We start from the raw sequence: 26,547 nt of genomic DNA on the forward strand, positions 1-26,547 counted from the left end.
GTACACAGAATAATTGATTAATTCCGAATCGTTTTTTAGTAAATAACTCGGATATAACTATCATGCCATAAACCGAATAATAAATATGAGAGCTAAAGCGAGCTTATGAAATTTATAACAGAATGATATCTGTTGATTTTTCTGGAAAAATACGGTTAGTCACCTTATTTTGTCACCAGCGTTATTATTTAAGCTTTCATATTTATATCCATACTTATTATGAGCCTTTATTATTCATCATAAATAGAATTACATCACACTTAAATAGTGTCTAAATCGAAAAGTGAGTAAAAAAAACATTTTTTATGTCCTTATTTTATTTATCTTATAAATCATATTCATTTTGCTTTAAACTCATTATGTTAGCGACTAACTAAGTAAGTTCTGATTGCGATTTTATTCTACTAAATCTATATTTACAGTTAATATAGGTGGCGATGTATATATGTAGATTATCTATATTTAAAATGAGTAAAATTTTTCACCAATTTATCGGGTTGTTTAAGGGTTACAAAACAGCCTTTATAACGTACATCGCCAGATGTACACAGAGGATGGACTAGAATTATGAAGAAATCGCTTGTCGCTGTTGGTGTTATCGTCGCACTGGGTGTTGTTTGGACCGGAGCTTCGTGGTACATGGGCAGCAAAATTGAAAGTCGCTTACAGGAAGAAACGAAACTTGCTAATGTCCAGTTAGCGCAACTTGCTAAAAATGCACAATTTGGCGCTGATATTAAACTTGAAATTCGTGACTATAAAAAAGGGGTCTTTACCTCTAATGCAGACTTTGCTGTCGTGATTTCAAAAGATGCTAGTGACGTAGAAGACCAAGATAAAAAAGTAGAAGAAGTTATTTTCTCTACGGATATCGACCATGGTCCATTCCCTCTTTCTGATCTGGCTAAATTTAATTTAGCGCCAAAATTAGCGGCAATGAATAATACATTGGTCAACAATGAGACAACCAAAGAATTATTCAAACTGACTAAAGAGAAGTCTATTTTTGATATCCATACCTCTTTAGCTTTTGATGGTGCGGTATCAGGTGAAGCAAAACTGAACCCTATCGATTTCACTGATAAGGGCGACACCGTTAAAACAACACCATTAACTGTTGAATTTTCATCAGATAAAAGTGCAACAAACTTTACAACTTCGGTGAAAGGTGATCAGGTTGTTGTGACTAAAGAAGGTGAAGAGACTTTCACTATTAAAAATATTTCGGGTTCTGTTACCGGGACAAAAGTAAATAATGATCAATACTTATTCAATGAGCAGTTATTAAGCTTTGCTGAAATCGCACATACAAGCAAAGACAAAGCATCAGACTTCTCACTGAAAGATTTTTCTCTGATAACAAAAAGTGATATTAAAGATAAACTTTTCAATTTATCTCAAACCTATAACTTTAAATCATTAAATATTGCGGGATTAGAGTTTGGTGCGGGTAAATTTGGCTATTCTATTGATAAAGCTGATACAGATGCCATGTTGCTGTTAACCAAAGTGTATAACAACTCGTTATTACCTTGGAACAAATACAATTATGACAATTCAGACATGGTAGAACAAGCGGTTCGTGATGTACTGGAAAAAGGCTTAGTTTTCCGTATTGATGAAGCGTCTTTAACAAATAAAAGTGGTGCAAGTAAGTTAACCTTTAACTTAGACTTAAATGCTTTTAACGTTAAAGTATTAGAAAGCCAAGAGAAATCACCAGCAGAATTATTTAACTATCTGTTTAAAAACATTGATTTCAATGTTGATTTATCTCTTCCTATGTTAGCTGAATTCCGTAACACCACTCAATATCTTGATGCGGTTCGTTACCAAGAAACGGCATTAACAGATGAAGAGAAAAAAGAGATTGAAACAGCAACTGCAGCTGATATTGAGCAATTAAAAACAGAGTTACAGCAAAATATCAACCAAATCTCTCAAGATGAGAAAGATGCATTACCACTGATGTTACTTGCACAAGACGGTAAAGCATTAAGCATGAAACTGAACTATGCTGCTGATAAATTTACCATGAACGGTAAAACCTATACTTTTGATGAGTTTATGAATGTTACTCAAGCACCTCAAATGTTAGGTTTAGCCGCAATGTTATTCGGTATGGGCGCATCATCTTACGATTACGATGATTCTGATTATTCAGAAGAAGGTTATCAAGAAGAGATGACTGAAGATCCTGCTATCATCGAAGAACAAGAAATCTTAATCCCAGAGCAACCAGCACAAGCTCAATAATTAAGTTTCGATTAAAGACGTAAATAAAAACACCCCATTGTGTTATTCATAAATGGGGTGTTTTTTTATTTATTATTTAGCAGCCACAATCTTTAGTAGGGAGATAATGAGTTTCCCGCTCATCTTTACAGCATGAATCAATAGTTTTGCTAATGATCCCCGCAAGTGTGTTTACCGTCGAAATAATAGAGGTTAATTGCTCACAAACATGATGACAACTTGCCGTTTTTTCATTCGGTTTAGGAATGTTCGGTATCGTCAAACTGTCACAGAGGATCTCTTGAAGGACTAAAGAAAAATTCGCAATACCCGTTGTATAGATGTAAGAACGCCCTCCTGTTTGCTCAGCTAAACGCACATACTCTTTTGTCACCCGATCTCTATCTACCACACTAGGGAAACGGTCAAGATTAGTTGAGTTATCATCCGGCGTTCCTTGATAGGTATACACTTTGACTTTTTCATGTTGAGCAACAGTAATGGCTTCATTATTTTTTATCACCGCCGCATTGGTGAGCACACCACCGCCACCTTCCATACCCTCATCACCCAGCACAAAAATAGCGCGACGAGCGCCATCACGCCAATCGAAATAGCGACTTACATCAATCACCGCACGACATAAATCTTCTCTATTCCCCGCATGATCACGCCCATCAGCTTCTTTAAAGGGTTTTCTTGCTTGTAAACGACGTTCAGGTACACATTGAGCTTTTAAATAATCACTGGCAGATTGATCAAATTTTGTATCCTCCCACGTCCCTTCAATACCTAGAAAAGTGACTCGAAGTTTTGATGGACAACGTTCTAATGCCTTTTGTATTGCAATATCGATGTCTTTACTTAAATCTGACGATTCATCAGACATTGAGCCACTAGTATCAATGACGACCACTAAATCTAATGCAATCGCCCCATCACCAGTGACAACTTGTGAACCATGGGTAAGGCTACTTGAGGATGAAGGGGGAAGTATTTTAGAAACTAATTGATGTTGTATTTTACTTTCTTTTTTTTCAATATTTAAATCAGAATTATTCATATTTATACACCTTTGATTTTAAATGATTAGGTTTCTATTTAATAGTTTGTAATTAAATTAATATATTCATTTAATACTATCGCTTTATCGACGGCATATTATTACTTTAATTACTTCATTTTTATTTATCATTTAACAAAAGAGATATTCTATTTTTTATTTTATTATAAAAAATAAATTAAATTCGCTTTAATATTCATCCCCCATTACTCATCACAATTAAAAAACCCAACAAATGAATGAATGAATGAATAATGAATTAAATAAATAGATAAAGAGAACAGCTTTAGAGGCTCCTATTTTTATCTTTTTTCATAAAAACCTATCAAAATAACTGATAGAATATTTCAATTACAATGATGAGTACAATTTAAGCTTAAAAATCAATGTATCAGTTAGTTTGATAACAAACATCAATTACATTGAATATTGTAGCTAATAAATAGACACTGTTTTTTTTCATTTTTTATTTTTCGATTAAAAACCGAGAAAAAATAGCTCTTTTAGTTTTAAAAACAGCCAATTCAAATTTATTTGTTAGTGAATAAAATAAAAATCAGTCATAATAATTCGCAACTATTTTATTATTACCCGATTATAAGAAAATCACTATAAACGATAGATTTTCATTATTTCTATTAGAAAGGAAAATAACACGTGATTGACACACAGTTGCCTTTAACCGATTTACATCGCCATTTAGATGGTAATATTCGTCCTCAAACTATTTTAGATTTAGCGAAACAACACAATATTGCACTGCCTGCTTATGAATTGGAAGCATTACGCCCTCATGTCCAAATAACAAAAAATGAGCCTAGTCTTGTGAGCTTTTTACAAAAATTAGATTGGGGTGTGGCGGTTTTAGCCGATTTAGATGCGTGTCATCGTGTTGCTTATGAAAATGTAGTCGATGTAGTTAATGCGGGTATTGATTACGCTGAACTGCGCTTTTCTCCTTATTACATGGCGATGAAACACCAATTACCTGTCGAAGGTGTGGTAGAAGCGATTGTTGATGGTGTACAAAGTGCTCTACAATCTCATGATGTGGATATTCGTTTAATTGGTATTTTAAGCCGTACTTTTGGTGAAGATGCCTGCCAACAAGAATTAAACGGACTATTACAACACCAAGATAAAATTACGGCGCTTGATTTAGCGGGTGATGAATTAGGTTTTCCGGGTCACTTATTCCAACCCCATTTTAATCGTGCTCGTGAGACAGGTTGGAACATTACCGTTCATGCGGGTGAAGCTGCCGGAGCTGAAAGTATTTGGCATGCGATTAAAGAATTAGGTGCAAGCCGTATTGGTCACGGTGTTAAAGCGATTGAAGATCCACGTTTAATGGATTACCTCGCCGAGCATCAAATTGGTATTGAATCTTGCTTAACATCAAATATTCAAACTAGCACTATTAATTCGTTCGCAGAGCATCCTCTAAAAACATTCTTAGCACATGGGATTATTGCCTCTCTTAATACTGACGATCCTGCTGTTGAAGGTATAGAATTAAAACATGAATATACTGTTGCAGCACCTGCTGCAGGATTAACACCAGAACAAATTCGTCAAACACAAATTAATGGCTTGAAAATGGCGTTTATTAGCCAAGCAGAACGTGATGCATTAATTAAGAAAGTCAGTTTACGTTAATATTTAATAGCTTTATGATTAAAACCATCTGTTAATCAGATGGTTTTTTTATATTTATTGAAAATAGATGGAATTATTAATGACTCTTAGACTAAAATTAATTTTCGAGGGGTTACTTATTATTAAGGAAAAGCTATGTGGAATATTCACCCGACAAGAGGTCAATATAGATTATTAGCACAATATCTATCTCCACTTGATGCCTCTATTGAGGCAGGTTTTCTTCAGTCAGAAGGTATTGATGCTATTCTTTTAGATGAAAATATTGTTTGGAATAACCAAGTGTATGCTCAAGCTACTGGCGGCGTAAAACTACTGGTTAACTATAAAGAATTTGAACAAGCGCAAGCAATGCTTAATGAGCTTTACCAAGGCAAATATAATATTAACGATCAGCTAGAACCCATCGATTGTGAATTAAAAGTTGATGTGAAAAACAATAAATCCGACTATTTAAATATGGGTTTTGTTTTCTTAATTTATTTTGTACTTGGTTTACCCCTTCCGTTTAAATCACGCCTACCGTCATCATCCAATAAAAAAGAAAATAACGAAGATCAAAACCAATAAAAAAAGCACCGACAAAGAGTTAAATCGGTGCTTTTCTCATATTTAGCTAAATACGTTATTTCTTTTCAGTTTCTTTAGCTTGATTAGCGTAGCGCTGTGCTAATACAGCACAAACCATTAATTGAATTTGATGGAATATCATTAATGGTAATAGCATTACCCCAACCGTCGCTGCAGGAAAGAGTACGTTCGCCATAGGAACACCATTGGCAAGACTCTTTTTAGACCCACAAAAAACAATGGTAACTTCATCCGCTTTATTAAAACCCAGCAACCTTGCACTGTAGACATTCACAAAAATGACAATCGCGAGCAAGACACAACTAACAACTGCAATGGTTAATAGTGACCAACCGTCGATTTTATGCCAAATTCCTTCAACTACCGCTTCACTAAATGCCACATAGACCACCAGCAAAATAGACGAGCGATCCGTTCTATTCACTAATTTTTTATGGTTATCAACCCAACGTCCAATTAAAGGACGCGATAAGTGACCAATAATAAAAGGTACCATCAATTGCAGTAAAATCGACTGTATTGCCCCTGCGGTATCAAAATCGTCGGCAGAGCCTTGAGTTTGCATTAAGAAACCCACCAGCACAGGAGAAAGGAAAACACCTAAAATACTGGATGCTGATGCACTACAAATAGCCGCGGCGACATTCCCCCCAGCCACAGAGGTAAAAGCAATAGCAGATTGAACTGTGGCAGGAAGCGCACAAAGATATAAAAAGCCCATATAGACCGTCGGTGACATCCATTCAGGCACAATAACGTGTAAGCCTAACCCCAAAACAGGGAAAAGAATAAAGGTGCTGGCAAATACGGTGAGATGTAAACGCCAATGCCCTAATCCTGCCAGTATTGCTTCTCTAGAGAGCTTTGCCCCATGCAAGAAAAAAAGCAGTGCAATAGCACCTGTCGTCAGATATTGGAATAGTGTTTTAATCTCCCCTTGTGCGGGTAATAGCGTTGCTAGCGTCACCACACAAATCATTATCATGAGAAAAGGATCAAGTTTTAATTTTTGCCACCAAGACATTAGATTTAGCACTCCCTATTGCTTATAGCGTAATGGTTTGTTTTAAACGATTTGAAATTTCACCGGCTTCAATCAAGCGCATAATCGCAGTGGCTTGTATTGGGGTAACGGGATTTTCTTCACCCGATGTAATTGCTCGATAAATTTGTTGATAATAAGCAGGATAATCACCAAAGCATGTTGTCAGTGTCGTCGTCTCTAATTCACCTAATGCTGACAGCGTTGTTAACTCACCATCGTTATCATCCATTCCCCAATTATAGGTTTGATTAGGTAATTGACCTGCTTTTAGGGCATCTTCTTGAGTATCTAAACCATACTTCACATAACTCCCTTTTGTGCCATGAATGGCAAAAATAGGGGTTGATGATGCGACTAGCATAGAAGCATGAAGAACAACTCTTAGATTGTCATATTCTAATAGTGCATGAAAGTAATCGGCATTTTTCGCATTAGGACGTAATTGCGCAATATCTGCCGTTATTGCCTTAGGCTCACCAAACAAACAAACCGCTTGATCAAGAAGATGCGGAGCTAAATCATACCAAAGCCCTCCACCTATAGCGGCATCTTCTCGCCAACGTTGACGTACAGTGGGACGAAAGCGATCAAAATGTGCTTCATAGGCACTGACTTCACCCAGTATTTTATCTGCCAGAAGCTTTTTAACCGTTAAGAAACCAGAATCCCAACGACGATTATGAAAAACAGAAAGTAGCTTACCGGCCTCTGCTGCTTGTTGAGTCAGTTTTTCAGCTTCGTCTAATGTCAGTGTAAAGGGTTTATCAACAACAACATGTTTCCCTTTTGCCAAAGCCTGTGACGCCAGAGAATAGTGCGTATTATTCGGCGTTGGAATAATAATTAAGTCTATAGAGGTATCGTTAATCAGTGCTTGAGGGTCTGCATAAACCGTGACGTGAGGAAAATCTTGTTTGACTTTATGTTCATCAGAGCTTGAAATTGCACTAAGATGTAAGCCTTCAGTTGTGGTAATTAAAGGAGCATGAAAGGTTTTACTTGCATAGCCATACCCGATAATCCCAACATTGAGTTTATTTGCCATTACCCTATCCTATTTTTATGCGTTTTTTTATTAACAAAAATCACTTTCACTTTTGTAGCTAAATAAATAATAACAAAGTTTGTGATAATATCCCGTTTAGTTCTATACACACGAGTAGGAATAATTAATTAATGAAATTTGATCTCAAAGCAAACGCGCAGAATACCCTTTCAGGGAAAGCGCCTATTACAGGGTGGTTGCTTGCGCCATTGGCTTATATGATCTTGTCAATTATTGGCTCTGGCTTGATGTCTGTTCTCTATATTATTAAATATTTTTCAGATTTTTCGATTCTCCACCAGCTTCCTTTTCATTTAATGTCGAGTTGGTATCTTTCCGCATTAACCACTTGGGTGATGTTTGGCTTTACCGCATATCTTTTACGCCAATTCTTTTATCGTGCTCAAAATTTCCCACGTCTATTTATGTTGTGGTTACTTATCAACTTACTGCTGGCGATTAAAAGCTTTGGTTTTGCCCCTGTTGATGATCAAACGGCGTTAAAATCTCTTCTTTGGTCTGTCTTCTCGACCGTCTGTTTTGTGCCTTATATCAAGTTTGCTAAGCGTGTTCGTGAAACTTTCACACAAGTTCGATAACTTCACCTCTTTACCCTTGGTATTATATACGCTTGTTTAGCCTCTTTATTTCAGGAGGCTTTTTGTTTCTCTGGTTAACAATTTTGGCACAACAATGACTGATTACTTGCTTCTATTCGTCGGCACCGTATTGGTGAATAACTTTGTACTCGTCAAATTCCTAGGTTTATGCCCATTTATGGGTGTATCAAAAAAATTAGAAACCGCGATCGGTATGGGATTTGCGACAACTTTTGTGATGACACTCGCCTCTATTAGTTCATGGCTGATGGATAACTTTATTTTAGTTCCGTTGGACTTACTTTATTTACGCACACTGAGTTTTATTTTAGTTATTGCCGTCGTTGTACAATTCACTGAAATGGTTGTAAGAAAAACAAGCCCGACACTCTATCGTTTGTTGGGGATCTTCTTACCTTTAATTACCACAAACTGTGCTGTCTTAGGCGTTGCGTTATTAAATATCAATCAAGCACACACATTTATGCAATCCGCAGTTTATGGTTTTGGTGCAGCCGTCGGTTTTTCTCTTGTGATGGTACTATTTGCCGCCATTAGAGAAAGATTAGCCGTAGCGAATGTCCCGGCTCCCTTTAAAGGGGCATCAATCGGTTTAATTACCGCAGGTTTAATGTCTCTCGCCTTTATGGGTTTTAGTGGTTTGGTGAAACTGTAATGAATTCTTTATGGATAGCAATTGGCGTACTGGGTGCGTTAGGTCTTATCTTTGGGCTAATTTTGGGCTATTCCGCACGTCGTTTTAAAGTGGAAGAAGATCCTATTGTTGAAAAAATAGAGGCTATTTTGCCACAGAGTCAATGTGGGCAATGTGGACATCCTGGTTGTCGCCCTTATGCCGACGCGGTTGCAAACAATGGTGAGATGATTAACCGTTGTGCGCCGGGTGGCGAACAAGTGATGTTAAAAATTGCAGAATTAATGGGTGTTGAACCTCAACCGCTTGATGGTGACGAAGAAGCATTAAATCCCGTTAGAAAAGTTGCCTTAATTGATGAAGATAATTGCATAGGATGTACTAAGTGTATTCAAGCTTGCCCTGTTGATGCCATTGTAGGTGCAACACGCGCAATGCATACGGTTATTGAAGACTTATGTACTGGGTGTGACTTATGCGTTCCGCCTTGCCCTACTGACTGTATTACCTTAGTGCCAGTCAAAGTCACAACCTCAAATTGGAAATGGGATTTAAATACAATCCCAGTAAAAAATATTCCAGCAGAGCCTGAAGAAATACCTGAAGATGAACCGTCATTAAAGACGGAGGATAACGCTCATGTTTAATCTCTTTTCGTTATTTAAAAAAGATAAAATCTGGGATTTTAAAGGCGGTATTCATCCTCCTGAAATGAAATTACAGTCAAGTCGTACACCAATGCGTATCGCACATTTACCGGATGAAGTGATTATTCCTATTCATCAACACTTAGGTGTACCCGGTCAACTTTGCGTAAATGTGGGTGAGCATGTTTTAAAAGGCCAGCCCTTAACAAAAGGTGTTGGTAGAACACTCCCTGTTCATGCGTCTATCTCTGGTACTGTCACTGCTATAGAGCCCTTTCCAAGTGCTCACCCTTCAGGATTACCTGAAATTGCCGTAAGAATTCAATCTGACGGTAAAGATGAATGGCGTGAACAATTCCCTCTTGCTGATTACCAATCGCAAAGCAAAGAAGCTTTACTCACTCGTATCCATGAAGCGGGTATTGCGGGATTAGGGGGGGCAGGATTCCCGACCGCATCAAAATTAAAAGGCGGTGGTGATTTAGTTAAAACACTTATCGTCAACGCAGCCGAATGTGAGCCTTATATCACCGCGGACGATCGCTTAATGCAAGAACACGCTGATGAAGTGATTGCAGGCTGTCAGGTTTTAATTCATCTGCTCTCACCAGATGAAGTGTTAATTGGTATTGAAGATAACAAGCCAGAAGCAATAGCGGCATTAAGACAGGCATTAAATGCCTTACCTGATGAAAAGCGTATTGTCATTCGAGTAATACCCACAAAATACCCCTCTGGCGGTGCTAAACAACTGACCAAGATCTTAACAGGGAAAGAAGTGCCATCGGGTGGTCGTTCATCTGATATTGGCGTTCTGATGCAAAACGTGGGTACTGTTGTCGCCATTAAACGTGCCATTATTGATGATGAACCTTTAATTGAGCGTGTTGTTACCGTTACAGGTAATGGTACAAAAACACCAGGCAACTTCTGGGCACGCTTAGGAACCCCTATTTATACATTGCTAAAACAAGCAGGCTTTGTTGCAGGCTCGGAACAAATGGTGATTATGGGGGGGCCATTAATGGGCTTTACCTTACCTGACTTAACGGCTCCGATTGTTAAGATAACCAACTGCCTACTAATCCCTTCCGTTGAAGAGATGGATACAGATAACCTTGAAGAGGCGTGTATCCGTTGTGGTCATTGTGTGGATGCTTGCCCTAGTGGTTTATTACCTCAACAACTTTATTGGTTTAGTAAAGGTAAAGAACATGAGAAAGCCCAACAGCATAATTTATTTGATTGTATTGAATGTGGTGCATGTGCGTTTGTGTGCCCAAGTAATATTCCCCTTGTTCAATACTACCGCCAAGAAAAAGCAGAAATTCGTGAAATTGATGCCGAAGCAAAACGAGCAACAGAAGCCAAAGCCCGTTTTGAGGCTAAAAAAATACGTATGGAGCGCGAAAAACTTGAGCGTGAAGCAAGACATCAACGTGCCGCAGTTAAACTTGATGATAACGAGCACAATGAAGTGCAATCTGCCCTATCGCGTGTAAAAGAAAAACAGGGTATTGGTAAAATTATTTCCGTAAAAGCAGGTGAAGAACCCGATAACGCAGCAGCTATTGCGGCACGTAAAAAACGAAAAGAAGAAGTCAGAGCAAAACAAGCAGCTAAACAAGCACAACAACAAACGCTTGAAGCATCGAGTGATAATACAGTTGAAGATGCTGATCCACGTAAAGCGGCTGTTGCTGCCGCATTAGCCCGCGTTAAAGCAAAAAAAGCACAGCAAGCCACCGAAGCTACATCAACAATTGAAGCCCCTGTTGAAAACGCTAAAGCCGAAGACGTCGATCCACGTAAAGCGGCCGTTGCTGCCGCATTAGCTCGTGTTAAAGCAAAGAAAGCACAGCAAGCCGCTGAAGCTACATCAATAATTGAAGCCCCTGTTGAAAACGCTAAAGCCGAAGACGTCGATCCACGTAAAGCGGCCGTTGCTGCCGCATTAGCTCGTGTTAAAGCAAAGAAAGCACAGCAAGCCGCTGAAGCTACATCAACAATTGAAGCCCCTGTTGAAAACGCTAAAGCCGAAGACGTCGATCCACGTAAAGCGGCCGTTGCTGCGGCATTGGCTCGCGTTAAAGCAAAAAAAGCACAGCAAGCCGCTGAAGCTACATCAACAATTGAAGCCCCTATTGAAAACGCTAAAGCCGAAGACGTCGATCCACGTAAAGCGGCCGTTGCCGCTGCTATTGCTAGAGTCAAAGCGAAAAAAGAAGCCGAACAGCGTCGTGCTAACGAAGAAGTTACCTTGGACTAATCACAGATGAAATTCAGACCAATACAGAATAACAACAGTAAATTAAAAATTGCGAGTTCCCCTTTTACGCATAATCAACAATCCACCAGCCAAGTCATGCTATGGGTAACATTGGCTGCACTGCCGGGGATCTTAAGCCAGATCTACTTCTTTGGCTTAGGTACGGTTTACCAAATCCTATTAGCCATTATCGTTGCACTTGTGGCTGAGACTGTCTGTGTAAAACTCAAAAAAGAAGATCCGCGACTTTATCTCAAAGATAATTCAGCATTGCTTACAGGGGTATTATTAGCAATTAGCATTCCACCTTTAGCACCATGGTGGATAATCGTCTTAGGGACCTTTGTTGCCATTGTTATCGCAAAACATATCTATGGCGGCTTAGGACAAAATCCATTTAATCCTGCAATGGTAGGTTATGTGGTTTTACTGATTTCATTCCCAGTACAAATGACATCATGGATGCCCCCTGTTGAATTACAAGCCGTCTCTTACAATGTCATGGACAGTTTAAGTATCTTCTTTACAGGCCATACGTCATCAGGACTAACCCTTGAAGATTTAAGACGCTCTGTTGATGGCATTACACAAGCAACACCTCTTGATAGTTTTAAAACTGGTTTATTAACACACTCTATTGATGACGTATTAGCGACACCTATTTTACAAGGTGAATTTGCTGGTATTGGCTGGCAATGGGTAAATGTGGCTTATTTAGTGGGCGGTTTAATCCTGCTTTATAAGCGCATTATTAGCTGGCATATCCCTGTTGCCATGATTTCTGTTTTAGCGTTGTGTTCAGTGATTAGTTGGGGCATCGATCCTACTCGTTACGCTCAGCCACTATTACACATTTTCTCAGGGGCAACCATGTTAGGAGCGTTCTTTATTGCGACCGATCCGGTTAGTGCCTCAACAACCCCTAAAGGCCGTTTAATTTATGCCGGTATGATTGGTTTATTAGTTTGGGTTATCCGTGTTTACGGTGGATATCCAGATGCCGTTGCCTTTTCCGTATTACTTGCCAATATCGCCGTACCTTTAATTGATAGCTATACACGCCCTCGTGTTTATGGGCATTAATGTGCCAAGGAGAAAATGATGATCGAAATATTAAAGCGTCATGGGCTAACATTAGCTATCTTTGCAGCTTGTACGACAGGTTTAACTGCCGTGGTATATCATTTAACCGCAGATAAAATTGCTCAACAAGTTGCGTTAGAAAAACAAAAATTATTGGATCAGGTGATCCCCCAATCTATCTATAACAATGATCTCTCTAAAGATTGTTATCTACTAACCGCCCCTGAATTAGGCAATACAAAACCTCATAAGCTTTATGTGGCTCGCTTCGATGGCAAGCCGGTTGCTGCCGCATTAGAATCTACGGCCCCAGATGGCTATTCAGGTGCGATTGAACTTCTTGTAGGGGCTGACTTTAAAGGTCATGTTCTTGGGGTACGTGTGACTGCGCATAATGAAACACCTGGGCTGGGTGATAAAATTGAAACACGTATTTCAGATTGGATCACGACACTGAGTAATAGATTCATTTCCAGTGAAAACGATCCGCACTGGGCAGTAAAAAAAGACGGTGGCGATTTTGATCAGTTCACTGGAGCCACGATCACCCCTCGCGCCGTTGTTAACTCATCAAAGCGTACGGTATGGCTAATGCAATCTTTACCTGAGAAACTAGACACACTGTCTGTCTGTGAGGCAAATTAATATGAACTCAATTAAAGAGCTCTTTTCACAAGGGTTATGGAAAAACAACTCTGCCTTAGTCCAATTACTTGGCCTGTGCCCTTTACTTGCTGTTTCTTCGACAGCCACGAACGCATTAGGGTTAGGGCTTGCGACAACATTAGTGCTATTTTGCACTAATGTAGCCGTTTCAAGTTTACGCCGTTGGGTTCCTTCTGAAATTCGTATCCCAATTTATGTTATGATAATCGCATCTGTCGTCAGTGCGGTACAATTGCTGATAAACGCATACGCCTATGGCTTATATCAATCACTGGGGATCTTCATTCCATTGATCGTCACCAACTGTATTGTTATTGGTCGTGCTGAAGCCTTTGCTGCTAAAAATGAAGTTTTTCCTTCTGCTGTTGATGGTTTAGCAATGGGATTAGGCGCAACTGCTGCGCTCTTTGTTTTAGGAGCAATACGTGAGGTTTTAGGGAATGGTACATTATTTGACGGTGCAGATTTACTATTAGGTGAATGGGCTCAAGTGTTAAGAATAGAGATAGTACATTTAGACTCACCCTTTTTACTTGCCATTTTACCACCGGGTGCTTTTATTGGTTTAGGCTTTATGTTAGCGGCAAAATACCTTATCGATGAAAGACAGAAAAAGCGCAGCGCTTTGACAACAAAAACTTACGAAAAAGAGCAAGGCTGTGGCAGTCATATTGTTAAAAATTAATTTGTGAGCATAATGAATCAAGCAAAACGTATTGAAATTCTAACTCGGTTGCGGGATAACAATCCGCAACCTACGACAGAGCTAAAATTTGACTCTCCGTTTGAACTATTGATCTCCGTGTTACTCTCTGCACAAGCAACCGATGTGAGCGTCAATAAAGCAACAGCTAAGCTTTATCCTGTTGCCAATACGCCAAAAGCAATCCTCACATTAGGGGTTGATGGCCTTAAGAAATATATTAAGACCATCGGCTTATATAATACAAAAGCTGAAAATGTGATTAAGACGTGTCAGATCTTAATCGATAAACATAACAGCAATGTTCCTGAAAACAGAGAAGCGCTAGAAGCCTTACCCGGTGTTGGTCGCAAAACAGCTAATGTAGTATTAAATACTGCCTTTGGCTGGCCAACAATCGCTGTCGATACACATATCTTTAGAGTGAGTAATCGTACTGGCTTCGCTCCGGGTAAAAATGTCAATGAAGTCGAGCAAAAGCTTTTAAAGGTTGTTCCGGCAGAATTTAAAGTTGATTGCCATCACTGGCTTATTCTTCATGGTCGTTATACCTGTATTGCACGAAAACCACGGTGTGGCTCTTGTATTATCGAAGATCTTTGTGAATTTAAAGAAAAAACAGATCCTGAATAAAAATTTGCTGATTTGTCTGTTTTTCTGATGCGATAGTACTTGCGTCGCTACACACAATCGAATAAAACTATTGCCCACTTTTATTATTAAAACTGCCGACTTTCCGGAAAAATATGTTTCAAGACAATCCGCTGCTTGCACAGCTAAAACAGCAACTCCATGCCCAAACACCGCGCGTGGAAGGCCTTGTAAAGGGAACAGATAAAGGCTTTGGCTTCCTTGAAGTTGATGGTCAGAAAAGCTATTTTATTCCCCCTCCGCAAATGAAAAAAGTGATGCACGGCGACCGAGTTATCGCTGCCGTTCATACAAATGGCGATAAAGAGTCGGTTGAACCCGAAGAGTTAGTCGAGCCATTCTTAACACGTTTTGTCGGCCGTATTCAGAAAAAAGAAGGTGATAACCGCCTGTGGATAATTCCAGATCACCCTCTACTAAAAGACGCCATCCCTTGCCGTCCCGCTCAAGGACTAACCCATAGCTTTGTCGATCAAGATTGGGCTGTTGCGGTTATGCGCCGTCACCCACTTAATAAAGGTGATAAAGGTTTTCAGGCTGAAATAACCGACTATATTACCGATAAAGACGATCATTTTGCCCCTTGGTGGGTAACCTTAATGCGTCATCAGCTTGAACGCGATGCGCCTGAAATGGGTAACGAGGAACTGACATTACATGATGCGTTACCTCGTGAAGATCTGACTTCTCTCTCCTTTGTCACTATTGATAGCGCATCAACAGAAGACATGGATGACGCACTCTTTATTCGTAAAGAAGAGAACGGTCAATTAACGCTATTTATCGCCATTGCCGATCCGACTGCTTATATCCTGCCAAACAGTGAATTAGATACGATTGCAGCACAACGTGCGCTGACTAACTATCTGCCAGGCTTTAATATCCCAATGCTGCCTCGTGAATTGTCAGATAACATCTGCTCATTACGCCCTAATGAAAAACGTCCTGCCTTAGTTTGCCAAGTCAGCATTGCTGAAGAAGGTGCATTACTTGAAGATATTCACTTTTATTCAGCGTGGGTAGAATCAAAAGCTAAATTGGTGTATGACCATATTTCAGATTGGTTAGAAGGCGGCAATGGTGATTGGAAACCTGAAAATGACATCGTTCATGAGCAAGTGATGTTATTAAAAGAGATGTGTGAAAAACGTCATGAATGGCGTGAACAACATGCTCTCGTCTTTAAAGAGCGTCCTGATTACCGCTTTATTCTGGATGAGGGTGGTCACGTATTAGATATCGTCGCTGAAAAACGCCGTATTGCAAACCGTATTGTTGAAGAGGCGATGATCACCGCGAATATCTGTGCAGCAAAAGTACTGGCGAAAAACTTAGGTTTTGGCGTTTATAACGTTCATACTGGTTTTGATCCACTTTATATTGACCAAGTGGTACAAACCTTAAAAGACAATGGCATTGAAACCACTTCTGAAAGTTTATTAACACTTGAAGGTTTCTGTACGTTACGTCGCGAACTTGATAGCCAGCCTAATCAATTCCTTGATAGCCGTATTCGTCGTTTTCAAAACTTTGCTGAAATTAAAACAGAGCCAGGCCCTCACTTTGGTTTAGGGCTAGAAGCCTACGCAACATGGACTTCACCTATTCGTAAGTACAGTGATATTTTAAATCACCGTTTACTGAAAGCAATTATCAGCAAAGAAAACGCCCAAAAACCACAAGACGAAGACGGTATCCGTATTGCGGAACGTCGTCGTGCTAATCGTATGGCTGAACGTGATGTAGGTGATTGGTTATATGCTCGTTTCTTAAAACCGTTTGCAGGGACTGAAACGCCATTTAACGCTGAAATTATCGATATTACGCGCGGTGGTATTCGTGTTCGTTTAGTTGAAAATGGCGCAGTAGCCTTTATTCCTGCACCATTCTTACATGCGGTACGTGATGAAATTCAATGTAGCCAAGAAACGGGTACAGTCATCGTTAAGGGTGAAGCTGCTTATAAGCTCAATGATATCATTCCAGTACACATTGAAGATGTAAAACTAGAAACACGCAATATCGTTGCTCGCCCTATCTAATTAGCCTGTAATCGGTATACAATAAAACGGGTAGTTCATTTTGAGCTATCCGTTTTTTATGTCTCTTATTTCTAGTAAAAATAAAGCTATAAATACAAAGAGTATAAAAAGGAAATATTTTTATGATGTTGCAGTGTTTTTCTTCACATTATAAATTTAATAAATAACTAATGGATTAAAGTAATGAAAGACAAAGTACAAATTAGCCGTTTTCTAAGCTATATCTTACGCCATGCACCTGAAAGCATCGGCTTATCCCTTGATGATCAAGGATGGGGTGAAATATCACAATTGATCCTGTTAGCACAGAAAAACGGCACGCCACTAACCCTTGAGCTCATTAACGATGTGGTAGAAACGAATGATAAAAAGCGTTTCGCGATTTCAGAAGATGGCCTTTTTATTCGTGCAGTTCAAGGACATTCTCTTAAAACCACGGTTGATTACCAACCGATTAATCCCCCCAAAATACTTTATCACGGCACAGCAACTCGCTTTATCGACAGTATTTTTAACCAAGGTTTAATTCCTAACGGTCGACAATATGTTCATCTTTCACAAGATAATCAAACCGCAGTGAATGTCGGTAATCGTCACGGGAAAGCCGTTGTTTTGACCATTGATAGTGAACAAATGTGTCATGATGGATTTGCATTTTATCAAGCTGACAATGGTGTATGGTTAACACTTACCGTGCCAGTGAAATATCTAACAATAAATGAGATAGAATAAAATGAATGCTAAAAAAATAGGTGACATTGTCACCTATCATATTCGTTATTTGTCTTTTATTAACGATTAATCTGGGTGACCCGTAATCGTTATTTTAGTACCTTTCTGATCTTCTTCTAACATAATTTCTGTAAAGCCCCCCGCAAACTGCTGTTCTATCATTAATTTTTTCGGATTTTCCCATTTATAATCAACCGTTACACTCTCTTCTGTGTACTCTTTCTGGATGTTATTATTCACGTTAACTGCTTTTTCAAGATAGGCTTCATCATGCTCGATCACATATTTTTCATACGCCTCTGTGATTGAAAGCCCCGTGTAAATACAATCTGTTATTGCCCCATATTCATAAACTTCATCCATTGTTTGCTCTGGTGATGAGCAATATTTATCATGGACTATCACTTTATCCATTTTGTTTTCTGCTAAAAGCGCAGAAGAATATAACAGTGTCGCTATCATCAAGTACGCTTTCATAAAGTACCTTTAAAAATATTTATCTTGAGTAATAAAAATGCGCCAATTTTAATAAAAATCAGCGCATCCTTTTTCATTTAATCTTCGACTCGGTAAAGAAATTAACCACCCGCTAGTTTGACTTTCATTCCTTTAGCTTCTAATAGCGATTTAATGACATCTCGTTTATCGCCTTGGATCTCAATTAAGCCATCTTTTACACTCCCACCACAGCCACATTTCTTCTTAAGTTCAGCCGCGAGTTTGGTTAATTCAGCATCATCAAGATCAAGCCCCGAAACCACACAAACACCTTTACCTTTACGTCCGCTAGTTTGACGTTGAATACGCACAATGCCATCCCCCGCAGGACGTGCTGGTTTTTGTTCTTCTTCTTTAATGCGACCCGCATCTGTGGAGTAAACCAAACGAGAGTTATTATCCATATTAAATTACATACCTTGTATATTCGTCATACTTCAAGTTGTTGCGTTGTTAACTGCGTTCATTCGTATTAGCTAGCGACACCTTGGATCATTTAGCTATAGAATGATTAATTTGTTGTAATGTTTCTAGTGGGTTATCACTACGTGTAATAGGACGGCCTATCACCATATAATCAACCCCTGCTGCAATGGCTTGTTCTGGTGTCATGACTCGACGCTGATCACCAACATCACTCCCTGCAGGGCGAATACCTGGTGTCACTAATAAGAAATCATCACCACAAATTTGTTTAAAACGTGTAGCTTCATGTGCGGAGCAAACAACACCATCAAGACCACACGTTTTTGTCAGCAACGCCAAGCGTTCTGCTTGTTCTGCGGGTGTTAATGTTATACCCAATTCAATCAAATCGGACTGATCCATACTCGTTAACACTGTTACTGCTGTTAAAAGTGGTGCGTCTTTGCCATAGGATACAAGGCTTTCTTTAGCCGCACGCATCATGCGGCTGCCACCACTTGCATGTACGTTCACCATCCATACACCTAAATCAGCCGCGGCAGCGACAGCTCTTGCTACAGTATTCGGAATATCATGAAATTTTAAATCTAAGAAAATATCGAAACCTTCTTTCTGTAACAGCGTAACAAATTGAGGCCCGAAACGGGTAAACATCTCTTTTCCGATTTTTAAACGACACGATGAGGGATCAATATGTTGTGCAAAAGCTAACGCACTTTTTTGGTCTTCATAGTCTAATGCCACAATAATGGGCGCACAGGAGAACTCGGGCGATTTTTTATCACGTTGAAATGACATTTTAGGGCCTTTATTTATAAAGAGACACTTAAAAAAGTGACATCGTCACTGACCATCTAACCCGCGAATCGGTTTAACGGTGTCCCATGAACGACAGGACGGACAATGCCAATATAATGCATGAGAGGTAAAACCACATTTGTGACAACGATAATCTGGTTTGGTTCTAATTTGCTCGCCAACCATATAGCGCAATAAAATAAGGCTCTCTTTAGCTCGACCTTCTTCTGCTTCGGCTAAATGGTAACGCATTAAACGATAAAAAAGTCGCATGGTAGGATGACGTTCTAATTGGCGATTAATATAAAGCTGAGCAGCTTCAATACCGTCTTTGGCTTCAATAATATCCGCAAGATAAAGTTCAGCAATCGCACCACTATTGCTATCAACGCATTGGCGTAAATAGGCCTCCCAACGAGAAGTATCACCTTGTGCTTGGAAACATTCAAAAAGCATAGGCAAGGTTTCACTGACCATCTCTTTATCTTGATCAATAACTTTCATCAGTACATCTATGGCTTTTTGTTTTTCATCCCGAGCAATATAAATGCGGCCATACATAATTGAAACACGGGCACAAAGAGGATCGGTTTGCCCTGCTTTCTGTAAGAAACCCAGCGCATTATCAAGATTATCACTGCTCATTTCTTGAAGTGCCAATTCACAATAAAAATGTGAAATTTGCTCTTTTAACTCATGTTGACCTAATTTTACCAATTTCTCCGCCGTTTCTATCGCTTTACTCCAATCACTGGTTAATTGGTAAATTGCCAGAAGCGACTGCAACGCACTTTGACGGAATTCTTGTTCATCAATAAGTTGCTGAAACATGTTTTCAGCGCGATCATAAACGCCCGCAGCGACATAATCGCGACCTAATTGTTGAACAGCAAGGAGACGTTGATCAAATGAGAGTGCTGCGCTTTCCATTAAAGATTGGTGAATACGAATAGCGCGTTCAACTTCACCGCGAGAGCGGAAAAGATTACCTAACGTGAGGTGGGCTTCAAAAGCAGAGCTGTCTTCTTTCAGCATTTCAAGAAAGAGGTCAACTGCTTTATCTTGTTGATCAGAAAGTAAGAAGTTAACCCCTGCTACGTATTCTCGTGACAGACGGTCGGCGTTCTGCTGTTTATCCTGTTGAGCGCCACGACGCCCCATATACCAGCCGTAAGCCGCTGCGACAGGTAATAACAGAAACAGCAATTCTAGCATCAGCTATCGTCCTTATTTCGTAGCAGAAGCAACCGTTGGGCGACTTTCTTGGCTTTCTTGTTTTGTTTGGACACTTTCAAGGCGTTTAATTTTACGTTTTGCGCGGCCTAATGACAAACGAGTACGTAAATAAAAAACACCACTGACAATCCAACCAAGGACAAAGCCAACACCAAACAGCGTAGCTAATAAGGTAGAAATACGATATTCACCTTGTGCAATAAGGTAATTAAATGTGACTACCTGATCGTTATTTGCGCCTAAAGTCATGGCTATCACCACGATGGCAAAAACAAGAATAACCAAAATAAAAAGTAGGACTTTTTTCACATTATTTCCTTTTTTATTCTCTTTTCTTTAGTGGACAGATAAAGGTAGCATTTTCACTGCGCACAAAGAAAGTCATTTCTTAGAATCAACTGATTTTCGTATATTTTTTCACATAAAAACTGAAAAAGACATTCTATATCTCAAAAATAAGGGCTATCGTCAGGATTTGAGCCATAAACGCCGCTCAATGACCTTAAATGCACACCAAACCAGCACAGTACTAATAAGAATACCGACAATCACATCAGATGCCCAGTGCATTCCCAACACAATACGCCCTGCCGTGACATCAATTCCCCATAATAACCCGAGTGTTGCTAAAAAATAATGACGACGCAACATAAAAAGGACAAAAACAAACAAAGCCAGTGTTGCGGCAAATAAACTATGACCTGATGGAAAAGCATAACCCGTTTCTGCTTTCCAATGTTTAAGTTGCCATGCGGGGATCACAGGAGAATTTGCTAATCCATCTTGTAACCTTTGTTCCCGTTCAGACCTTGAAACCTGATAGAAAGTATCCGGTGTAATGTGTAAATTTTCACTGACCCAAACCACATAAGGACGAGGTTCTTTTACTGTATTTTTAACGACGACTTTAATTAACTGCCCGACAGCCAAAGTAACAACGATAATCAGAGCCAATTGAATAAAGTTATTTCGTTTTAATTTAAGGACAAAAAAGAATAATGCTAACAATACAATGACCGTTAACGCTCCCCAAGGCTTTGCTGCGCTATCAGCTACCCACAATGTACTGATACCGCCTAAAGGGTGATCAGTAGGTCGCCATTGCCAGCCTAATATAAATACCGTCACGGGTGTAATTAAGAGCACTATACAGCCTAATAAAATTAACTTTGTTATTTGCTTATCCAATATTTCACCCCTTAATTAATACACGAAATACCTTTCGTTTACGTTTAAAGATTATCAGTATAAACGATGCAAGTTTAGCAAAAAATCATTATGCACTCTGGCTCAAAATCTGATAATTTGTGGAGGTGTGGTTTTATAAGTGTGTGTTATCCATTTCCTTGTCTATCAAACATGGAAGTATTTCAGTGTTTTATTTCTCTTTGTTCTCATTATAAAGTGTATAGTATTGAACGAGAGTATCACCTGAAATTATGAGTCAAAAATAATGAAATTAAGACGTATCGCAGAAGCAAAACTACCGACGCCTTTTGGTGAGTTTTTAATGGTAGGTTTTGAAGAAATCGCAACAGGAAAAGATCATGTCGCCCTTATCTATGGCGATATTTCAGGCTCAGAGCCTGTATTATCTCGAATCCATTCAGAATGCTTAACGGGTGACGCCCTGTTTAGTTTACGTTGTGACTGTGGTTTTCAACTTGAAGCCGCACTTTCGCAAATAAGCAAAATAGGTCGTGGTGTCTTGCTTTATCATCGCCAAGAAGGCCGTAACATTGGTTTGCTGAATAAAATACGAGCTTATGCACTACAAGATAAAGGATTAGATACCGTTGAAGCTAATCTAGAATTAGGTTTTAAGGCTGATGAGCGTGATTTTACTCTTTGTGCTGATATGTATAACCTGTTGGGTGTTCATGAAGTTCGGTTATTAACCAATAATCCGAAAAAAATTGAGATCATGAAGGCAGCAGGTATCAATGTTATCGAACGCGTTCCTTTAATTGTCGGACGTAACCCAAGCAATGCGCATTATCTTGATACTAAAGCGGATAAAATGGGGCATCTCTTATTTAAGAAAGCGCAGTAATAAAGCCGATAACACAGCATTAATTATTTTCAAATCCGAGCCTAAATCACTCGGATTTTTTTATTAATCACTTTTAGCTTACCTCTTTGTTATATCACTATTTATTGTTTTTCTTCCTTTTATATTCAGCGTTTCTTTCCTCTTTTTTCACCATTAAATTATATCATGTGAATATTTATCATATGCGATTTCATTGACTATCTATCTGATTTTCAGTTATTTTTCAATAAATAAATTTTGATAGGAATACATTATGCCATTGCATTTTTCTGGTAGGGCTTTCGGTGCACTTTTACTTATAAGTACATTATTAACAGGCTGTGATAACAATGATAAAAGCGGTCATTCAATTAAGGTCGGAGTCATTAACGGTGCTGAACAAGATGTCGCAGAAATAGCGAAAAAAGTCGCAAAAGAAAAATATGGCTTAGAGGTTGAGTTGGTTGGTTTTAGTGGCTCATTATTGCCTAATGACCCAACTGCGAATAAAGAGTTAGATGCCAATGTCTTTCAGCATCGTCCTTTTCTTGCGCAAGATAATCAATCTCGTGGTTATAATTTAGTGGCTGTGGGAAATACTTTTGTTTTCCCTATGGCGGGCTATTCAACAAAAATTAAGCACCCTTCTGAGTTAAAGGCTGGCGATACTATTGCTGTTCCTAACGATCCCACCAATTTAGGTCGTGCTTTATTGTTATTACATAAAGAAAAACTGATCACATTAAAACCTAATAGCGGCTTGCTACCCACAGCCCTCGATATTATTGATAATCCACTTACGTTGAAAATCATGGAGCTAGAAGGTGCGCAATTACCCCGCGTTTTAAGCGATCCTAAAGTTACTGTTGCCATTATTAGCACGACCTATATTCAGCAAATAAATTTATCACCAATCAAAGACAGCATTTTTATTGAAGATAAAAACTCCCCTTACACCAATATTATTGTGGCAAGAGAAGATAATAAAGAATCTGATAATATTCGTGACTTTATTAAAGCCTATCAATCACCCGAAGTTGCTACTGCAGCTGAAACTATTTTTAACGGCGGAGCCATTCAAGGCTGGTAATAAGTTATACGTTATTACCAAATAAAAACGCCCCATTTTTTTATAATGAGGCGTTTAATTTACAACAGCAAAAATCTAATTAAAGCATATTACGAATAACGTAATGCAATATGCCTCCGTGTTGGAAATAAGCCAGTTCAGTTTGCGTATCAATACGACAACGTGCCATCACCGTTTCACGGCGATTATCAGCGAACGTAATACTAACTTCGACATCTTGGCTCGGTGTTAATGCATTAAGTCCGGTAATTTCAATTTTCTCATCCCCTTTTAAACCTAATGTTTGACGTGTAACACCTTCAGGGAATTCTAACGGTAAAACGCCCATACCAATTAAATTAGAACGGTGAATACGCTCAAAAGATCCCGCAATAACAACACGTACACCTAATAAACGCGTTCCTTTTGCTGCCCAATCTCGACTAGAACCTGAACCATACTCACTCCCTGCTATAATCGCCAGTGGGGTGTTTTCTTGCTGATAACGCATCGCCGCATCATAAATGGCTAATGTTTCACCCGTTGGAATATGCTTGGTAAAACCGCCTTCAATTCCCGGTACCATTTCGTTACGAATACGGATATTGGCAAAGGTGCCTCGCATCATGACTTCATGGTTACCACGTCTAGAACCATAGGAGTTAAAGTCTTTTGGTTCGACTCCATGCTCACGTAAATAACGTCCTGCTGGACTATCGGCTTTAATATTACCCGCAGGTGAAATATGGTCGGTTGTCACCGAATCACCTAATATTGCCAAAATACTGGCTTGGTGAATATCGTTAATCGGTGCGGGTGTTTTCGTCATACCATCAAAAAAAGGAGGACGACGAATATAAGTCGAATCGGCTTGCCAAGTATAAACGGGTGTATTCTGTGTTTTTAGTGATTTCCACGTTTCATCACCTTCAAACACAGCGGAATACTCTTTATGGAACATCTCGGTTTTCACTTTCTCAACCGCTTCTGCAATGGCTTTACTGTCTGGCCAAATATCTTTTAAATAAACCGGATTACCTTGTTTATCTTCACCCAATGATGCTGTTGTTAAGTCAATATTCATATTCCCTGACAACGCATAAGCGACCACCAAAGGTGGTGATGCAAGCCAGTTGGTTTTGACTAAGGGGTGAATTCGGCCTTCAAAGTTACGGTTACCTGATAAAACAGCCGCAATAGTTAAGTCATTGTCTTTAATTGCACGTTCAATCGGCGCTAATAAAGGCCCTGAGTTACCAATACAAGTAGTACATCCATATCCCACCAGATTAAAACCTAGTTCATCTAAATAGGGGGTTAATCCCGCAAGATTAAGGTAGTCGGTCACCACTTTAGATCCTGGGGCTAATGAAGACTTCACCCAAGGTTTACGCTGTAATCCCTTTTCTACCGCATTTTTAGCCAGCAATCCCGCAGCCATTAAGACATTCGGGTTTGAAGTATTAGTACAAGATGTAATCGCCGCAATCACAACCGCACCATCCGTTAATTCAAATGCAGGATAATCATCAATTTTTACTTGAGGGGGCAGTGCCAAGGGTTTCTTATTGGTTTCAAGTTCAACTGCCGCTTTAAATGCATTAGGAACACTTGGCAAATTAACTCTATCTTGAGGGCGTTTAGGCCCTGCAAGGCTTGCTTCTACTGTTCCCATGTCAAGTGATAAGGTTGAGGTGAAAATAGGTTCATCACCTGCATAGCGCCATAATCCTTGATCTTTACTATACGTTTCAACTAACGCAATTTCTTGCGCTTCACGCCCTGTTAAGCGCAAATAATCAAGCGTAATATCATCAATGGGGAAAAAACCACAGGTTGCCCCATATTCTGGTGACATATTGGCAATGGTTGCACGATCGGCTAGCGGTAATGATGCTAAACCGTCACCATAAAACTCTACAAATTTACCCACCACACCATGGGCACGTAGCATTTGTGTGACGGTTAATACCAAATCAGTTGCAGTGATCCCTTCGCGCAATTTTCCTGTTAGTTTGAAACCAACAACATCAGGAATTAACATAGAGATTGGTTGGCCTAACATTGCTGCTTCAGCTTCAATACCTCCGACGCCCCAACCTAAAACACCTAAGCCGTTTATCATGGTGGTGTGCGAATCTGTTCCCACCAGCGTGTCAGGATAAGCAATGTACCGGCCATTTTTCTCTTCAGACCAAATCGCTTTACCTAAATATTCAAGATTAACTTGATGGCAAATTCCTGTACCGGGTGGCACGACACGAAAACGTTCAAAGGATTGTTGACCCCAGCGTAAGAAAAGGTAGCGTTCATAGTTACGCGCCATTTCTATTTCAACATTTTCAGCAAAGGCGTTTTTACTGGCGTATTCATCAACCATCACGGAATGGTCAATCACTAAATCGACAGGTGATAATGGATTCACTTTATCCACTTGCCCACCTAATGATTTCACCGCTTCACGCATCGCAGCTAAATCAACAACAGCGGGCACACCTGTAAAATCTTGCATAAGCACCCTTGCAGGTCGATACGCAATTTCACGTGATGCATGTGCTGTTTTTTGCCACTCAACGAGTGCCTTAATATCCTCTTCAACAACAGTATCATTGTCGAGATACCGCACTAAGTTTTCTAACAGCACCTTCAGAGATTTGGGAAGACGAGTAATATCGCCTAATTGACGAGCAACTTCGGTAAGACGGTAATATTCATACTCACGAGATCCAACCAACAGCGTGGAATGGCTCTCTTTTTTCAAGCGTAACGACATAGCGCCTCCTTATTATTTTTATACTGACAG

At 39.4% G+C, this 26,547-nt stretch carries 25 protein-coding genes; 15 read left to right on the forward strand and 10 right to left on the reverse strand.

The features are described from left to right. Positions 1-567: 567 nt before the first annotated feature. The gene (locus INT39_RS01590) at positions 568-2,256 is read left to right on the forward strand and encodes a YdgA family protein (RefSeq protein ID WP_193015451.1); all 1,689 of its coding nucleotides are present in this window, start codon (positions 568-570) and stop codon (positions 2,254-2,256) included. Positions 2,257-2,332: 76 nt separating this feature from the next. Here the strand turns inward: INT39_RS01590 and INT39_RS01595 are convergent, their stop codons facing one another. After that, positions 2,333-3,298, reverse strand: a complete 966-nt coding sequence (locus INT39_RS01595; protein WP_193015452.1) for a VWA domain-containing protein — start codon at positions 3,296-3,298, stop codon at positions 2,333-2,335. 657 nt (positions 3,299-3,955) lie between these two features. Between INT39_RS01595 and add the strand changes: the two genes are divergently transcribed. Further along, entirely contained in the window at positions 3,956-4,957 is a 1,002-nt protein-coding gene (gene add, locus INT39_RS01600; protein WP_193015453.1) for an adenosine deaminase, read from the forward strand. A 135-nt stretch (positions 4,958-5,092) separates the two neighbouring features. Further along, entirely contained in the window at positions 5,093-5,527 is a 435-nt protein-coding gene (locus INT39_RS01605; RefSeq protein ID WP_193015454.1) for a hypothetical protein, read from the forward strand. Between the two features lie 55 nt (positions 5,528-5,582). On the opposite strand, the gene INT39_RS01610 is transcribed toward INT39_RS01605, so the two are convergent. Together INT39_RS01610 and INT39_RS01615 are read right to left on the reverse strand one after the other, a co-directional pair. Beyond that, positions 5,583-6,572: a bile acid:sodium symporter family protein gene (locus tag INT39_RS01610; RefSeq protein ID WP_193015455.1), complete on the reverse strand. Its 990-nt coding sequence runs from the start codon at positions 6,570-6,572 to the stop codon at positions 5,583-5,585. Between the two features lie 22 nt (positions 6,573-6,594). Further along, complete coding sequence (locus INT39_RS01615; protein WP_193015456.1) at positions 6,595-7,638, reverse strand: oxidoreductase; 1,044 nt, start codon at positions 7,636-7,638, stop codon at positions 6,595-6,597. 131 nt (positions 7,639-7,769) lie between these two features. Here INT39_RS01615 and INT39_RS01620 point away from each other — a divergent pair, with 131 nt between their 5' ends. From INT39_RS01620 to INT39_RS01665, 10 genes are all read left to right on the forward strand, one after another. Then, the gene (locus INT39_RS01620; protein ID WP_193015457.1) at positions 7,770-8,237 is read left to right on the forward strand and encodes a DUF2569 domain-containing protein; all 468 of its coding nucleotides are present in this window, start codon (positions 7,770-7,772) and stop codon (positions 8,235-8,237) included. Positions 8,238-8,331: 94 nt separating this feature from the next. Further along, entirely contained in the window at positions 8,332-8,913 is a 582-nt protein-coding gene (gene rsxA / locus INT39_RS01625; protein ID WP_006536930.1) for an electron transport complex subunit RsxA, read from the forward strand. Beyond that, positions 8,913-9,539, forward strand: a complete 627-nt coding sequence (gene rsxB, locus INT39_RS01630) for an electron transport complex subunit RsxB (RefSeq protein ID WP_193015458.1) — start codon at positions 8,913-8,915, stop codon at positions 9,537-9,539. The genes rsxA and rsxB overlap by 1 nt, the downstream gene beginning before the upstream one ends. Further along, on the forward strand, positions 9,532-11,808 hold the full coding sequence (gene rsxC / locus INT39_RS01635) for an electron transport complex subunit RsxC (protein WP_193072070.1): 2,277 nt from the start codon (positions 9,532-9,534) through the stop codon (positions 11,806-11,808). The genes rsxB and rsxC overlap by 8 nt, the downstream gene beginning before the upstream one ends. A gap of 6 nt (positions 11,809-11,814) precedes the next feature. Then, positions 11,815-12,891, forward strand: coding sequence for an electron transport complex subunit RsxD (gene rsxD, locus INT39_RS01640; RefSeq protein WP_193017239.1), 1,077 nt, complete (start codon positions 11,815-11,817; stop codon positions 12,889-12,891). Between the two features lie 18 nt (positions 12,892-12,909). Next, entirely contained in the window at positions 12,910-13,536 is a 627-nt protein-coding gene (gene rsxG / locus INT39_RS01645; protein WP_193017240.1) for an electron transport complex subunit RsxG, read from the forward strand. A gap of 1 nt (position 13,537) precedes the next feature. Next, complete coding sequence (locus INT39_RS01650; RefSeq protein WP_193017241.1) at positions 13,538-14,242, forward strand: electron transport complex subunit E; 705 nt, start codon at positions 13,538-13,540, stop codon at positions 14,240-14,242. A gap of 12 nt (positions 14,243-14,254) precedes the next feature. After that, positions 14,255-14,893 carry an endonuclease III gene (gene nth / locus INT39_RS01655; protein ID WP_193017242.1) on the forward strand — a complete coding sequence of 213 codons (639 nt, stop codon included), beginning with the start codon at positions 14,255-14,257 and terminating at the stop codon, positions 14,891-14,893. 113 nt (positions 14,894-15,006) lie between these two features. Continuing rightward, complete coding sequence (locus tag INT39_RS01660) at positions 15,007-16,953, forward strand: exoribonuclease II (protein ID WP_193017243.1); 1,947 nt, start codon at positions 15,007-15,009, stop codon at positions 16,951-16,953. 183 nt (positions 16,954-17,136) lie between these two features. After that, on the forward strand, positions 17,137-17,685 hold the full coding sequence (locus tag INT39_RS01665; protein WP_193017244.1) for an RNA 2'-phosphotransferase: 549 nt from the start codon (positions 17,137-17,139) through the stop codon (positions 17,683-17,685). 66 nt (positions 17,686-17,751) lie between these two features. Here the strand turns inward: INT39_RS01665 and INT39_RS01670 are convergent, their stop codons facing one another. The 6 genes from INT39_RS01670 to pgpB all read right to left on the reverse strand — a co-directional run bounded on the left by INT39_RS01670 (position 17,752) and on the right by pgpB (position 21,831). Next, on the reverse strand, positions 17,752-18,147 hold the full coding sequence (locus INT39_RS01670; RefSeq protein ID WP_193072072.1) for a hypothetical protein: 396 nt from the start codon (positions 18,145-18,147) through the stop codon (positions 17,752-17,754). 116 nt (positions 18,148-18,263) lie between these two features. Beyond that, complete coding sequence (yciH, locus tag INT39_RS01675; RefSeq protein ID WP_193017246.1) at positions 18,264-18,587, reverse strand: stress response translation initiation inhibitor YciH; 324 nt, start codon at positions 18,585-18,587, stop codon at positions 18,264-18,266. 88 nt (positions 18,588-18,675) lie between these two features. Further along, a complete protein-coding gene (pyrF, locus tag INT39_RS01680; RefSeq protein WP_193017247.1) occupies positions 18,676-19,407 on the reverse strand; it encodes an orotidine-5'-phosphate decarboxylase in 732 nt (243 codons plus the stop codon). 45 nt (positions 19,408-19,452) lie between these two features. Continuing rightward, positions 19,453-20,622 (reverse strand): lipopolysaccharide assembly protein LapB, encoded by a 1,170-nt coding sequence (gene lapB, locus INT39_RS01685; RefSeq protein WP_193017248.1) that lies wholly within the window; start codon positions 20,620-20,622, stop codon positions 19,453-19,455. Between the two features lie 12 nt (positions 20,623-20,634). Then, entirely contained in the window at positions 20,635-20,952 is a 318-nt protein-coding gene (locus INT39_RS01690) for a LapA family protein (RefSeq protein ID WP_193017249.1), read from the reverse strand. Positions 20,953-21,111: 159 nt separating this feature from the next. Next, a complete protein-coding gene (gene pgpB, locus INT39_RS01695; RefSeq protein WP_193017250.1) occupies positions 21,112-21,831 on the reverse strand; it encodes a phosphatidylglycerophosphatase B in 720 nt (239 codons plus the stop codon). Positions 21,832-22,096: 265 nt separating this feature from the next. Between pgpB and ribA the strand changes: the two genes are divergently transcribed. Both ribA and INT39_RS01705 read left to right on the forward strand, forming a co-directional pair. Then, positions 22,097-22,696: a GTP cyclohydrolase II gene (ribA, locus tag INT39_RS01700; RefSeq protein ID WP_193017251.1), complete on the forward strand. Its 600-nt coding sequence runs from the start codon at positions 22,097-22,099 to the stop codon at positions 22,694-22,696. Between the two features lie 253 nt (positions 22,697-22,949). Next, positions 22,950-23,765 carry a MetQ/NlpA family lipoprotein gene (locus tag INT39_RS01705; protein WP_193017252.1) on the forward strand — a complete coding sequence of 272 codons (816 nt, stop codon included), beginning with the start codon at positions 22,950-22,952 and terminating at the stop codon, positions 23,763-23,765. A 79-nt stretch (positions 23,766-23,844) separates the two neighbouring features. Here INT39_RS01705 and acnA read toward each other — a convergent pair whose 3' ends face one another. Continuing rightward, positions 23,845-26,517, reverse strand: a complete 2,673-nt coding sequence (acnA, locus tag INT39_RS01710; RefSeq protein ID WP_193017253.1) for an aconitate hydratase AcnA — start codon at positions 26,515-26,517, stop codon at positions 23,845-23,847. Positions 26,518-26,547: the final 30 nt, after the last annotated feature.

This window comes from Pseudomonas sp. FME51 (assembly GCF_014897305.1).